Genomic DNA, 13560 nt, shown 5'->3' on the forward strand with positions numbered 1-13560 from the left:
CGGTGCATCCCCGACCGGTACCGGTGTGGTCACAGCTGCACTGATGATCTGTCTGCCGACCCGCTGCTGACCGCGCTTACCCTGAAACGACGATGATCACCAAAAACACCGACGCGGCCGCACCGCCATTCCAATCCTTCACCCGGGTCATCGGCTCGGCGATCTTTGTCAGCCGCTGGCTGCAGGCACCGCTGTACCTGGGCCTGATCGTCGCGCAGGCGGTCTACGTGGTGGTGTTCTGGAAGGAACTCATCCACCTCTCCAAGGACTTCAATCACCTCGACGAGGCGTCGGTGATGCTGATCGTCCTCGGCCTGGTCGACGTGGTGATGATCGCCAACCTGTTGATCATGGTGATCATCGGCGGCTACGAGACGTTCGTGTCGCGGATCCGGATGGACTCCCACCCCGACAAGCCGGAATGGCTCAGCCACGTGAATCCGAACGTGCTGAAGGTCAAGCTGGCCATGTCCATCATCGGGATCTCCTCGATCCACCTGCTCAAGTCGTTCATCAACGCCGAGAACCTGGAACCCGAAACGCTGAAGTGGCAGACCATCATCCACATGGCGTTCATCTTGTCGGCCATCGGGCTGGCGTTCGTCGACTGGCTTTCGGCCCGCGCCGCGGTGATCGGCCAGCACACCGCCGACGAGCATTCCGGGGACTGAACCGCGCTATTACTGCGACCCCTGCGACAACCCGCCGCGGCGCACCACGGTCCCGACAGCTCGTCGAAAACCGCACGCAGCCAATCCGATTGGGTACGCGCCTGACCGCGCAGCGCGGCATGTCACCGCCGCGAAACGGCGATCCGTCAGCCCCGGTGCTTGCCGTACCGGCGCTCGTGCTGCTTGACCAGGGCCAGTGCGAAACCGTCCCAGCCCTTACACCCGACGGTCTGGATCGCCGCGGTGTCCAGATCGGGGCGGGCGCCCATCGTCTCCAACATCTCGGCGACGGCCCGGGCGGCCCGGTCTTCCTCGTCGGCGGACAGGATCCGGCCGGCCCGCACCACGTTGTCGACGACGATGGCGGTGCCCGGTCGACCCAGCCGCACCGCCCAGTCCAGATAGGCCGGGTAGTTCTCCTTGTCGGCGTCGATGAACACCATGTCGAAGCCGCCGCCCAGGCCGGGCAGGGTGTCCAGCGCGGCGCCAACGACGATCTCGACCCGATCCTGCAGGCCCGCGCGGCGCAGGTTGGCGGCGGCAACCTCGGCGTGCCGCGGTTCGGACTCCAGGGTGACCACCGCGCCCTCGGCGCCGACCGCCCGCGCCAGGCAGATGGTGCTGTAACCGCCGAGCGTGCCGATCTCCAGCACCCGCCGCGCCCCACACATCCGCGCCAGCAGCCCGAGCAGCTGCGCGGTCTGCGGCGAGACCGCAATGTCGGGCAGTCCGGCGGCCCGACTGGCCTCCAGCGCCTCGGCCAGCACCGGGTCCTTGTCCAGCAGGAGCTGGTTGAGGTGATCGTCGACGGCTTCGGGGCTGAAACTGGTTTCGGTCACCCATCCCACGCTAGTCACCCGATCGCCCGGAGACGAACGCAGCTCAGCGCGCCGCGAACAATGCCCGTGCGACCTGGTCCAGTTGCGCACCGCCGAGCGCATCCGGACGGAACTCCCAGAGCCGACGGGTCCACGGATCGGGGATCCGGGCCCCGGCCGCGGCCGGCACCGGCAGGGCGACCTCGGAGATCTCCCGCAGCAGCGGCGCCGGGGCGAGCCGTTGCCAGTTCGACTCGCCGGTGAACACCAGCGACAGCCGCGCCTCGGCGGCCAGGTTGATCAGCGCAGCAACTTCGCCGAGCACCGACTCGGGCAGCGCGAAGCCAAAGTTGGTGATGACGATGATGCCCGGCGGCGGCACGGTTCCCTCGCTGCGCAGGCGCAGGGCCGCCAGGTCCGCCGCGCTCGCGAGCTGGCGCAGCCGATCCACCGCCTCGGTGGGATCGGTGACGACCGGTCGTCGCAGATAACCACCCAGCGCCGAGCCCAGCGGCCGCAGCTGCCGACCGATGTCGACAATGTCGACGGTGACGTCCGGCTCGGGCTGCGCAGCGAGCAGTCGCATCACCACCGAGCTGGCCACCGGCGACCCCGATTCCGGGCTCTCCTCGTCAACCCACACCGGCCGGCGCAGCGGCACCGGCACGCAGAACGGCAGGTCCAGCGGACCCGCCTCGCCGTCGAACATCACCCCGAGCCGAATCCCGGGTCCGCCGCGCCGGCTCGGACGCTGCCAGCTCGGTGCGCTCCAGGAGGCAAGTGCCGGCGGCAACTCGGTGTCCAGGACCGCCAGCTCGGCACCGAGATAGGCGGCGTCACGCTGGTAGTCGGCCCTGGCCCGGTCCACCAGCTCATCGCGCCGGTGTCCGATCGCGGCGAACACGGTGTCGGTCGTCGGCGACGTGCGCGCGGCGGGATCTGCCACCGCCGCGGACATTTCGGCGTCATGGCGATCCTCGGCGAAGGCCCGAGCGTCGGTGAACGCCGCCGTCATGCGGACGGCGTCCTCATGGATCATCGCAATCCGCTCCAGCGGGTCCGAATCACCCAGCGGTGGGGGTACGTCGTGCCGAGCCGGTGGGGGCGGCGGCGGGGCCGGGGGCACCGCGGGTGGGGGCGGCGGCGTCAGTCCCGGCCGGGTCCCGTCTCGCCCGGCGGCGTCCCGCGGGGCATAGTGGTGCGCGCTCAGCAACTCCCCGATTCCACCGGCGTAGCCCTGGCCGACCGCGCGGACCCGCCAGGATCCGTCCCGGCGGTACAGCTCAAAGCCGATGATCGCCGGAAAGAGTTCGGCCGCAGCGACATTGAATTCGATGTCGCTGTTCGGTTCAGCGTCGCCGCGCAGCCAGCAGCACAGTCCGGTCGGAGCGACCGGGTTGAGCACCAGGCACAGCACCCGCTCGACGTCGCCGGACAGCGCGGCCAGATCGATGTCGGCCTGACTCCCGACGGCAACCCCGGGTGCCACCGACTGCTGGTCTGCACCGAGATAGCCGGTGGCCCGCCGCTGGCCGTCGAGCAACAGCACCCCCGGGGCGCCCGCGCCGCCGAAGTCGACGCGCACCCGACCTCCGGACAACGCGCAGTTCTGGCCCGGCACCAGGCTGGTCATCGAATTCCGCCTACAGGAATCGGGCCAGTTGCGGCACTGCCTCGCCGGGGTGCTTGGCCTGCATGCCCTCGCCGATCGCGGCCAGCTTCCACTCGGCTCCGGAGCGGAACATCTTCGCCATCACCATGCCGGTGCACCGCAGGTTCCCCCCGTCGAGGGTGTACCGCGCCAGCTCGGCATTGACGGTGGCATCGACCAGCCGGCAGAACGCGTTGCTCAGCTGGTCGAAGGTGTGTCCCTTGTAGGACGTCACGATGAACAAGATGGTGCTGATGTGCGCCGGGATCCGGGTCAGGTCGACGCTGATGACCTCGTCGTCACCGTCGCCCTCGCCCGTGCGGTTGTCACCGTTGTGCCTGATCGAACCGTCCTTGGAGCTCAGCTGGCCGTAGTAGCAGACGTCGGCCACCTGATGGTCGGCAAACAGCACCGCCGAGGCGTCCAGGTCGACCTCCGGGGTGCGCCCGCCGAACAGTCCGCGCCTGATCGGATCCCAGCCCAGGCCCATCCGGACCTGGGTGAGCGCGACGCCGTCGTCCTTGCGCAGCGAAACCCGCTGCCCCTTCAGGAGATTGACGGTTCGGCCCTTCACCAGGCTCACCTCGCCGGTGGCCGGCCCGGGCGGGGCCGGTGGCGGCGCGGCGGGTGCGGGCGGCGGGGGCGGCGCGGGCGGGGACACCGGCGGGGTCCAGCTCGACTCCGGTGGCGGCTGCTGCGACCAGCCCTGCAGAGCCGCCGACACCGACGACGCCGGTTGCGCCGGCGGGTACGGGGACGGGGCCGGCGGTGGGGGTGGCGGCGTGAACGCCGGCGGGGTGAACGGCGGCGGGGCGGCCGCGGGCGGCGGGGTGAACGGCGGCGGGGCGGGCGCGGGCGGCGGGGTGAACGGCGGCGGGGCGGGCGCGGGCGGCGGGGCCGGCGCGTCATCCACGGTGACGCCGTGATCGGTCACCAAGGCGGCGAATCCACCCGCATAACCCTGGCCGACGGCCCGGACCTTCCACGCGTCGCCACGGCGGTAGACCTCCACCGCGATGACGATCGCCTCGGACGCCAGTCCGTCGATCCGGTACTCGTAGAGCGGCACGCCGGCGGCGTCGGCGATGATCGCCAGCGGCGCGGGCAGCGAGCCAAAAGTGCTGCCCGGGGTGTCCAGGGTGATCACCGCGCGAACCTTGGCGATGTCGGCGGGCACCGCCGCCGTGCTGACCGCCAGGCTCGACGGCTGACCGGCCGAGCCGGGAACCAGTCGGACACCGGGCCCCGACGGTTGGTTGAAGAAGACAAAGTCCGCGTCGCTGCGGACCTTTCCGGTGTCGGTGACCAACAGTGCGGACAGGTCCGCAGCCGCTCCGACCTGCACCGAAATCCGCAGGTCCGCCGCCGTCAGCGCGGCATTCTGTCCCTTGCTCAGCGGTGTCGCCACACGCCCTCCCCTCGTGCTGTTTCTCGGGCCACCCTATCGCGGCCGGCCGCACCCGGAGCGCGCTGTTTGCGCCCGGTCGGTCAACCACGCCAGGATCTGCTCGGCCGCCGCAGCGCCGGCCCGCGACGTCACCGTCACGGAGTCCCGGTGCCAGGCCAATTCCTCCAGTTCGCCGTGCGCCGGCCTGATCGCGGCGTCGGCGCCGGCCAGCAGCTCGGCGTCCAGCGCCCCGTCCCCGGCGGCCAGCAGCACCGCGTCGCGGGCCAGTTCCCCGGCGGCAACGAGTCGGCGCCGAACTTCGGCGACCGCCCGCGACTTGCACAGCACCGACGGCACCGCGTAAATCTTGCGGCCCTGGCGCGACACCCGCCAGCCGCGCGGCGCACACCAGTCGGTCCAGCCGGCCACGAAGTCCCCGGGCAGCAGCTCCTGCCGGACCACCAGATAGCAGAACAGTCCCTCGGCCACCTTGAAGTTGCGTACCCACGGTTGCGGCAGCGTCGGCGCCAACGCCTCGACCACCTCGTCGATCCCGACGCCGCCGGCCCGGATCGCCTCGGCGGTCTGTTCGGACCAGTCCCGGTCGGCGGCGCCGTCCACCAGGATCCGCCCACCGTTGCTGGTCACCGCGTACCGCGGCGGCGGCCCGGGCAGCCGGACCCGGCGGTACTGCGCGATCGTCCGGGTGGTGGCGGGAACCACCGGGTACCGGGCGGCCAGGTCCGCCAGGGCAGCCATGGCAGCCTCGGTCATGTAGGAGATCGGCCGGCCGTCGTGCACCTCGACGCACAGCTCCGCCCCCGGCACCGCGGGAAAGAACTTGCGCGAGTAGATCAGCGTGCGGTCCAGGTCCGAGGCGATCAGCGCCGCCGTCATTGCGCCGCCGTCATTGCGCCGCCAGGTCCTTGATCAGTCCGACGCAGGCATAGGCGAGGTCCGGGTCGTGTTCAACGGGTACGCCGCGGTCCTCGGCCAGCATCCTGATGTGCCGGTGCTCGGGTGCGGCGGGATCACGCAGCACGATCCGCCACGGCAGCCGACGCAGCAGCACCCGGGTGGTCTCGCCGATGCCGGGCTTGACGAAGTTGGCGGAGCCGATGCCGTAGCGCCGCCGAATCGTTTCCACCGTCGCCAGCCCGGCCCAGGTCGGCGTGCGATCACCGGCCGTCAGTTCCCGCAATGTGGCGCCCACCTGCGGCGCCACCGCGTCGAACTGCCCGGACACCGCGTCCAGAAATGCCGCCGACCGATCACCGGCGCGCAGCTCTCGATAGAACTTCGCCCCGTGGAACTGATCGGGTCGGGTCAACCGCGGGTTGAGCACGGTGCGCGAGACCAGGCCCGAAACCGTCGAGTTCAGGCACGCCGAGGCGATCAGAAAGTCATCGCGGGTGCCGAAGGTCCGCACGCAGTTCCCCGGGTCCGCCAACACGGCCAGATCCGGGTTGAATACGATTCCGGTCCGCTGCGCGTACTCCCGCAGCGCCTCGGTCAGCTCCCGCGCGATGGCGCCCTTTCCGGTCCACCCGTCGATGAAAACCACACCCGCCGGGTCATGGTTGCCCGCCAGGTACCGCAGCGCCTCGGTGTCGATCCCGCGTCCGCGCACGATGGAGATGGTGTGGTGCGGCAGCCGCAGCCCGCGGCGGGCGGCCCAGCGCCGCATCAGGATTCCGATCGGTGTGCCGGCCCGGGCCAGCGACACCAGCACGATGTCGGTGCCGCGTTCGGCCAGTACCAGCTCGGTGACCGCCCCGACCGCGGTCGCCAGCCGCTGCGCCGTTTCGGCCAGGACGGTGTCGAACAGTTCCTGGTAGGCGGCGTCGGGTTGATACTCGATGGGCAGCGACTCGGCGTAATGCGCCAGGCCGCCCTGTATTTCGCGTTCCCGAAGCTCGGTCGGCGCCTCCAGGTCGATTCCGGACAGGTCCGTCAACAGCCAGCTGACCTCATCGGCGGAGTAGCTGCCGAACTCCGGACCGAACAGCGGGCGATTCACCGCGTCCCCGCGCGGTACGCGCCGAGTGCCTCGATGTCCGGCCCGTTGACCCGCACAACGGTCACCCGGTGGCCGGCCGCCGCCAACACCGCGGCGACCTCGAGGTCACCGGCCGCGGCGACCTCGTCGAGCACCAGCAGCAACTGGACCGGCCCGGCCTCGGCCGCGGGCCAGCCGTTGTAGAGATAGCGGGGCGCGGTCTCACCGGGTTCGCAGGGCGCGAAGGTCCAGCCCCGCCGCAACGGGTAACCGGGATCGTCGCGAACATAGGCCGGTGAGCGGGTGGTGGTCTGGTAGCGCACCCGAAAACCGTTTCGCGCCAACGCCTCGGCGATACGCAGCGGTAGGTACATCAACTCCTCGTGGCCGACCACCAGGACCGCAAGGCCGGGGTCCAGGGTGGCCCGGATCCGGTCGACCGCCCGGGCCAGCGGGTCGGCGAAGGCGCGGCGGTCCGCGGCCAGGAAGCCGTGTCGCCCGCCGACCGGAACCTCGGCCGGCCAGTCGATCTGCACCGTGCCGAACTCCCCGGCCGCACCGAGGTCCCGGTTGAGATCCGGTGGGGCCAGCGCGCACACCCGCTCGACCAGCCCCTCGGGCAGGTCGACCCGGCCGCGCGCCAGGCTGACGAACTCAACCCGGGTGCCGAGTTCGGCCGCCGCGGCATCGACCTGGGCCCGCTGCCCGTCATCGCGGACGTCGACCAGCGACGCGACGACGTAGCGCCGCCGGGCCCGCAGCCGCTGCAGTTCGGCGATCATCGCCAATGCGGTTTTCCCGGTGGATATTTCGTCGTCCACCAGCACCAGGGTCCGATCATGGTCGAACAGTCCGGCAGCGCTGGGCTGCATGCTGTGGTCGGTGGCGTGGGAGTGCTCCTCACGGAACTCCGCGTAGCAGCCGCGGCCCGGGGCGGGGCGGCGGGTGGTGTGCAGATACATCTGCGCGTCGAGTCGGTCGGCCACGCAGTGGCCCAGCCCGGTGGCCGTCTCGGCCATTCCGATCACGTCCACCGGTTCAACCTGGCCGGCCAGCCCGGCCGCGACCGCCGCGCCCAACCGGTGGCCGGCCGCCATCACCCGATCCGGGGACACCGCGATGTGTTTGCCCAGCACCGACGACACCAGCAGGTGCGCGCGGCGCGGATTGCGCCGCAGGCCCGGCGCGACGAGATCACCGATCCGCTCGGCGCCGCCGTCGTGCCGAATGCGCAGCCCGAAAACCTCGGTGGCCCAGGGAGTCACCGGCCTCACCCCAGCCCCGCCAGCGCCACCAGCAGATCGACGAAGGTCACCCCGTCGTTCGCCACCCCGAACACCTCGGCGCGGCGCAGCACCTGCCGGGCCCAGATGGCATGCGGGCGCGCCTCGTTCATCTTGTTGCGATAGTCCGAGCGCAGCACGCCGCCGGCGTCGGCCCCGACGATCGCGCAGGCGTCCCGATATTCCTCGGCGGTCACCACCGACAGGGCGTGCACCGGCGCGACGTGGTTGGGGTGGATGACGGTCTTGCCGAGCATCCCGTTGACCCGATCAAGGCTGATCTCGCGCAGCAACCCGTCCAGGTCGCGGCTGACCAGTTGGTCGCGGAACCGGACCGCGCGGTGTTCGACGAAGGGGGTGGCCCGCAAGAACGGCCGGAACATCCGCTCGTGGTCGGCGAAGTACTCCCAGACCGGCGCGGTGACGACGAACCCGGTGCCGTCGCGGCGGCCGAGTCGATTGACGATGTCGGCGAGCACGTCGGCGACGACCCGGACGTCGTAGATGGTGTGATCGCGGTCCCGGCGGATCCCCAGCGCACCGCACATGTCGGTGGCGCCGACCCGCACCGCGAGCACCGATTCGCGGTGCTCGGCCAGCACCGTCGAGAGCGTCTCCAGCTCGGCGTCGCGGGTCTCCCGGTACAGGATGCGCTCGGATTCCAGCACCGGCATCACGTAGAGGTGCTTGCCCAGCGCGGCAGCGGCGTCGGCGGTCTGGGCCAGCCAGGCCTCGGCCGTGCGGCCGTCGAACTTCGGGATGACCAACCCGGTCAGCGCGTCCGCCGCGGTCGCGCTCATCAGCTCGACGATGCGCGGGATGCACCCCATCCCGCGGGCCCGCAGGAATACCAGCGCGGTGCACGGATCCCCGGCACCGGCCAGTTCGTCGAGGGCGCCGACGGCGTTGCGGGTCGCCTCCTCGATTCCGGACTCGCGCACCGCGTCCTCAAGGTCGAGCACCACCGAGGTCATTCCTTCGGCCGATCGCCGCAGCACCGTGTCGGCCAGGCCGGGCCGGTCGGCCGGGATGTAGAGCGTGGCGCCCAGCGCCGTGGCGAGCAGCTCGCGGTCACCGTCGACCCGGATCTCACCGGGCTCGGTGAGAAACAGCCGAGCGCGGTCCGCCGCCGCGAGGTGATGGAAGTGTCGCACCGTGCGCGACGCGGCCGTCAAGCCCGGCCGGCTCACCGCGCCGAACGCTGACGCATGCGATTAACGATGTCCGCCACAAACTCTGACACGTCCTCCAGCTCCCGTTGGTATTTCAGGTAGTCCGGATTGCGTTCGGGCAGTGCCGCCACAATCCGGTCGATCCGGCCGGCCTGCGCATCCAGCACGCTGCCCCACTCCCCGACCATGCCGCGGTCGATCGCCAGGCGCTGGGCATCGCGCACCCGGAACCGAGCATCGCGCTCCGGCTTGGCCGGGTCCGCGCGAATCCCCTGCAACAGCTCCAACCGGTCGGCCACCGAGTCGACCAGTTCTTCGGCCGACCCGATCTCCTCGCGGGCCTGCCCCACCAGGGCCAGCGCCTGCTCGGGACGGTCCTGCGCCGCTTCGGCCTTCGCACTGGCCAACAGTTCCGCGGCAGCGCCCAGATGCCCGTGGCTGCGGCGCTCATTGCCGGCGAGATCGGCCGAACTGCCGGCAGGAAACTCCCGCAGCAGCGCCGACATCCGGCCCGGCACCCCGGTCGCCCGGTTGCGCACCGCAGCCAGCCGGGTGCCGGCCGAGTCCACCGCCCGGCGGGCCTCCTCGACCAGCCCCGGGGCCCGCTCCAACAGTTCGCGCAGCTGAGCACCGGCGCGCTGCAGTTCGACGGTGGCCGCGCGCCGGTCCGCCGGAGTCCCGACATCGCGGGCGTCGCGCAGCACCCGGTCCCTGGTCTGCAGCGCGGCGGTCGCCGCCGCCACCGCCGGATAGCTCAGCCATCGGCCGTCCGGACCGGTCAATCGCTGTTGGAGCAGTCCGGAGTCGGCCAGCGCGGCGTCGACGTCGTTCCTGGCGACCGCCGCCGCGGCGGCCGCCCGGCGCAGCACCGCCTCGTTGTCGAAATAGAAGTCATCGACCCGGCGGGCGGCGGCAACGAGCAGTTGGTGCACCTGGGCAACCGAGGACGTCGCGTCGGGACCGGTCAGGGCCAGGTACGCCGACACCGCCGCGTAGCACTGCGCGGCGACCTCGTCCCAGGCCCGCTCGACCGGCGAGTCCGGGTCCAACTCGGCCGCCGCGACCGCGGCCTGGGCGATGCCCTGGCGGTTGTCGAGGTCGAGAAAGACGGCGGTGGTTTGCTCCGGCACCTCCGGAGCGCGCGCCTCGCCCCGCGGGCTGCGCGTGTTCCTCAGCCACCGGATCGGCACGAAATCATCCTAACCGGCCGCCGGAGACCGCTGTTGACGCGGATTCTTCCGCGTCCGAGGCCCCTCGGGGATGCACTATCGTTGGACAGGTCACAGCGCGGTAGGGGATCGCGTACTCACCGAAAGGCCAATTTGCATGGGTGTCAGTCTGACCAAGGGCGGGAATGTTTCGCTGACCAAGCAGGCTCCGAACCTTACCGCGGTGGCGGTCGGGCTCGGTTGGGATATTCGCACCACGACCGGTGCTGACTTCGATCTCGATGCCAGCGCGATCGGCTGTGGCGAGAGCCGCAAGGTGCTCTCCGACCAGCACTTCGTCTTCTTCAACAACCTGCGCTCGCCCGACGGCAGCATTGAGCACACCGGCGACAACCTCACCGGCGAGGGCGACGGCGACGACGAGGTGATCAACGTCAACCTCGCCGCGACGCCGCCGAACATCACCAACATCTTCTTCCCGGTGTCGATCTACGACGCCGACAACCGCAGCCAGAGCTTCGGCCAGGTGCAGAACGCCTACATCCGGGTCGTGGACCGGGCCACCGGCGCCGAACTGGCCCGCTTCGACCTGTCCGAGGACGCCTCGACCGAGACCGCGATGGTCTTCGGCGAGTTGTACCGGCATGGCGCCGAGTGGAAGTTCCGCGCCATCGGCCAGGGCTACGCCTCCGGGCTGGCCGGCATCGCCCGCGACTACGGTGTGAACGTCTAACTTGCCGCAGGTCCGCGTCGCCGGACCCGGCACGATCGCCCGCCGGTCGACCCCGGCGGGCGGTTCCACTCTCATCCCAATCGGGGGCTCCTTCCGTGGTATTTCGTACATTCCGACTGTCACTGCTGGTCACGGTGGTGGCGCTGATCGTCGCCTTCCTCTACGGCGGATTTGAGGCGTTCCTGCTGTGCGCCATCCTCGGCGTCTTCGAGGTGTCGCTGTCCTTCGACAACGCGGTGGTCAACGCCACCGTGCTGAACCGGATGAGCGAGTTCTGGCAGAAGATGTTCCTGACGATCGGCGTGCTGATCGCGGTGTTCGGCATGCGGCTGGTTTTCCCGCTGGCCGTCGTCTGGATCACCGCGGGCCTGAGCCCGGTCCGGGCGCTGGACATCGCGTTGAACCCGCCGGCCGACGGCGCGATGCATTTCCCGGACGGATCACCGAGCTACGAGACCGCACTGACCGCCGCGCACCCGCAGATCGCCGCGTTCGGCGGGATGTTCTTGATGATGCTGTTCTTGAACTTCATCTTCAGCGAGCGGGAGGTCACCTGGCTGAGCTGGCTGGAACGCCCGCTGGCCAAGGCAGGCAAACTCGACCAGCTGGCGGTCGCCGTCGCACTGGCGGCCCTGCTGCTGGCCGCCGAGTTCCTGACCCCCGACGACCACCGGTCCACCGTGCTGATCGCCGGCCTGCTCGGCGTCTTCACCTACATCCTGGTCGACGGGCTCGGCTCGATGTTCGAGGTCGACGACGAGGACATCGACGGCGGCGCCGAGGCGTCGACGGGCAACGGCGGCCCGTCCAAGCTGGCCGGGGCGACGGGCAAGGCCGGCTTCTTCCTGTTCCTCTACCTGGAGGTGCTCGACGCGTCGTTCTCCTTCGACGGCGTCATCGGCGCGTTCGCGATCACCTCCGACCCGATCATCATCGCGCTCGGCCTGGGCTTCATCGGCGCGATGTTCGTCCGCTCGATCACCATCTACCTGGTCCGCAAGGGCACCCTGGCCGACTACGTCTACCTGGAGCACGGCGCGCACTGGGCGATCGGTGCGCTGGCGGTGATCCTGCTGATCTCGCTCGGCGTCCACGTCAACGAGCTGATCACCGGCCTGGTCGGGGTGGTGCTCATCGTGGCCGCCCTGGTGTCGAGCATTCTGCGTAATCGCCGCACCGAGAACGCCGAGCCGGCGCCCGTCCCGACACCCTGACCATTTCCCGACCGGACCATTTCCCGGCCGCATCCGGTCCCCGGCGGCCCGCCGCCCATCGTTTGAGGAGTTCACATGGCGATCGACTACACCCGCCGCACCCCGCGCCCCGGCGCGGCGCCCGCCGCCCCGGCAACCCCGCCCGCGGCCCCCGCGGCGCCGGTCAACCTGAGCAAGATCAGCCTCACCAAGGCCGCGCCCAGCGTCAACCTGACAAAGGGGGCCGGTCAGCAGGGGGTGATGCGGGTGAACCTGAACTGGTCGCAGGGCGGCGGCTCGCAGAAGTCCGGCTTCTTCGCCCGACTGGCCGCCGCCGGTTCGTCGGTGGACCTGGATCTGGGCTGCCTCTACGAGCTGGCCGACGGCCGCAAGGGTGTGGTGCAGGCCCTGGGCAACGCGTTCGGGTCGCTGCACGGCCCGCCGTTCATTCAGCTCGACGGTGATGACCGGACCGGAAACACCGCCGGCGGCGAGAACATGCACATCGACCTGGCCCAGCCGCAGCTGTTCCGGCGCATCCTGATCTTCGCGATGATCTACGAGGGCGCCCCCAACTGGGCCGCCGTCGACGGCGTCGTCACGCTGTTCCCGACCTCCGGGCCGCAGGTCGAGGTCCGGCTGGATTCGCCGGTCGACGGCGCCCGCATTTGTGCGATCGCCCTGCTGAACAACACCGGTTCGGGCATCGACGTCACCCGCGAGGTGCGGTACATCACCGGCAGTCAGCGCGATCTCGACAACGCCTACAGCTGGGGCCTGCAGTGGGCGGCCGGCAGGAAGTCATGACGACGGTGGTGTGACGGTTGTCGGCCTATCAACTTCGCAAGGGCGAAAACCGCCCGATCCCGACCCAATCGGTGGTGGTGTCCTGCCATTGGGTCGGCGTCGTGGACCGCGAGGCCGACCTGATCGCCCTGCCGCTGACCGGTGGCAGCGTGCGTTCCGATGATGACCTGGTCTTCTACAACCAGCCGAGCGCGATCGGCGGGGCCGTTGCGCTGCGCGACAAGGAACACCTCGGCGGGCTCGTCGAGGCGTCGGTGCAGATCGACCTCGCCGCGATGCCCGAGGACCTCGATCGGGTGGCCATCGCGCTCAGCGTGGACGACGACCGACTGCTGGCCGAGCTCGGACCCTACGAGATCGAGCTTGCCGCCCTGGACGGCACCGCGATCGCCGGCTTCGCCATCACCGACATGACCACCGAGGCGGCCGCCGTCGTGCTGGAGATCTACCGCCGCGCCGACGGCTGGCGGATCCGGGCGGTCGGCCAGGGCTATCCCGCGGGGCTGGCCCGCCTGGTGCAGGATTACGGCGTCGCGGTCGACGACCAGTCCACCCCGCCTGCCGGTTGAGCCACCGCCCCGTGGGGCATCACCGCAGGTCAACGTGGGTGGCGGGCCCATCGTGCCGGACCATGACGTACGGTACTACCGGGAAATAAGCACAGTTCACCGGTAGGA

Annotated in this window: 13 protein-coding genes; 5 read left to right on the forward strand and 8 right to left on the reverse strand. The window is 70.5% G+C overall.

Annotated elements, in window-relative coordinates:
• Positions 1-92: 92 nt before the first annotated feature.
• Positions 93-671, forward strand: coding sequence for a TIGR00645 family protein (locus tag G6N10_RS12530; RefSeq protein WP_085092455.1), 579 nt, complete (start codon positions 93-95; stop codon positions 669-671).
• A gap of 146 nt (positions 672-817) precedes the next feature.
• On the opposite strand, the gene G6N10_RS12535 is transcribed toward G6N10_RS12530, so the two are convergent.
• The 8 genes from G6N10_RS12535 to G6N10_RS12570 are packed head-to-tail and all read right to left on the reverse strand — an operon-like array spanning position 818 to position 10111.
• Positions 818-1510, reverse strand: a complete 693-nt coding sequence (locus G6N10_RS12535) for an O-methyltransferase (RefSeq protein ID WP_109750357.1) — start codon at positions 1508-1510, stop codon at positions 818-820.
• A 43-nt stretch (positions 1511-1553) separates the two neighbouring features.
• On the reverse strand, positions 1554-3122 hold the full coding sequence (locus G6N10_RS12540; RefSeq protein WP_163742422.1) for a TerD family protein: 1569 nt from the start codon (positions 3120-3122) through the stop codon (positions 1554-1556).
• Positions 3123-3132: 10 nt separating this feature from the next.
• A complete protein-coding gene (locus G6N10_RS12545) occupies positions 3133-4548 on the reverse strand; it encodes a TerD family protein (protein WP_163742426.1) in 1416 nt (471 codons plus the stop codon).
• A gap of 33 nt (positions 4549-4581) precedes the next feature.
• A complete protein-coding gene (locus G6N10_RS12550) occupies positions 4582-5424 on the reverse strand; it encodes an HAD family hydrolase (protein WP_085098594.1) in 843 nt (280 codons plus the stop codon).
• Between the two features lie 10 nt (positions 5425-5434).
• The gene (locus G6N10_RS12555) at positions 5435-6547 is read right to left on the reverse strand and encodes a cysteine protease StiP family protein (protein ID WP_085098597.1); all 1113 of its coding nucleotides are present in this window, start codon (positions 6545-6547) and stop codon (positions 5435-5437) included.
• Positions 6544-7800, reverse strand: a complete 1257-nt coding sequence (locus G6N10_RS12560) for a phosphoribosyltransferase family protein (protein ID WP_085098601.1) — start codon at positions 7798-7800, stop codon at positions 6544-6546. The genes G6N10_RS12555 and G6N10_RS12560 overlap by 4 nt, the downstream gene beginning before the upstream one ends.
• Positions 7797-8999, reverse strand: coding sequence for an HpcH/HpaI aldolase/citrate lyase family protein (locus tag G6N10_RS12565; RefSeq protein WP_234810627.1), 1203 nt, complete (start codon positions 8997-8999; stop codon positions 7797-7799). Before G6N10_RS12565 ends, G6N10_RS12560 begins: the two co-directional genes overlap by 4 nt.
• Positions 8996-10111 carry a hypothetical protein gene (locus G6N10_RS12570; protein WP_133055174.1) on the reverse strand — a complete coding sequence of 372 codons (1116 nt, stop codon included), beginning with the start codon at positions 10109-10111 and terminating at the stop codon, positions 8996-8998. The genes G6N10_RS12565 and G6N10_RS12570 overlap by 4 nt, the downstream gene beginning before the upstream one ends.
• 196 nt (positions 10112-10307) lie before the next feature.
• Between G6N10_RS12570 and G6N10_RS12575 the strand changes: the two genes are divergently transcribed.
• The 4 genes from G6N10_RS12575 to G6N10_RS12590 all read left to right on the forward strand — a co-directional run bounded on the left by G6N10_RS12575 (position 10308) and on the right by G6N10_RS12590 (position 13452).
• The gene (locus G6N10_RS12575) at positions 10308-10883 is read left to right on the forward strand and encodes a TerD family protein (protein ID WP_085098607.1); all 576 of its coding nucleotides are present in this window, start codon (positions 10308-10310) and stop codon (positions 10881-10883) included.
• A gap of 95 nt (positions 10884-10978) precedes the next feature.
• Positions 10979-12097: a DUF475 domain-containing protein gene (locus G6N10_RS12580; protein WP_085098610.1), complete on the forward strand. Its 1119-nt coding sequence runs from the start codon at positions 10979-10981 to the stop codon at positions 12095-12097.
• 75 nt (positions 12098-12172) lie between these two features.
• Positions 12173-12883, forward strand: a complete 711-nt coding sequence (locus tag G6N10_RS12585) for a TerD family protein (RefSeq protein ID WP_085098613.1) — start codon at positions 12173-12175, stop codon at positions 12881-12883.
• 17 nt (positions 12884-12900) lie between these two features.
• On the forward strand, positions 12901-13452 hold the full coding sequence (locus G6N10_RS12590) for a TerD family protein (RefSeq protein ID WP_085098616.1): 552 nt from the start codon (positions 12901-12903) through the stop codon (positions 13450-13452).
• Positions 13453-13560: the final 108 nt, after the last annotated feature.

The sequence above is a fragment of the Mycolicibacterium fallax genome, assembly GCF_010726955.1.
In the GTDB taxonomy this organism is placed as follows: Bacteria; Actinomycetota; Actinomycetes; order Mycobacteriales; family Mycobacteriaceae; genus Mycobacterium; species Mycobacterium fallax.

Coding starts and splice junctions, on each gene's coding strand:
- G6N10_RS12530 (WP_085092455.1), top strand. CDS start 93: ATGATCACCAAAAACACCGACGCGGCCGCACCGCCATTCCAATCCTTC.
- G6N10_RS12540 (WP_163742422.1), bottom strand. CDS start 3,122: ATGACCAGCCTGGTGCCGGGCCAGAACTGCGCGTTGTCCGGAGGTCGG.
- G6N10_RS12550 (WP_085098594.1), bottom strand. CDS start 5,424: ATGACGGCGGCGCTGATCGCCTCGGACCTGGACCGCACGCTGATCTAC.
- G6N10_RS12575 (WP_085098607.1), top strand. CDS start 10,308: ATGGGTGTCAGTCTGACCAAGGGCGGGAATGTTTCGCTGACCAAGCAG.
- G6N10_RS12585 (WP_085098613.1), top strand. CDS start 12,173: ATGGCGATCGACTACACCCGCCGCACCCCGCGCCCCGGCGCGGCGCCC.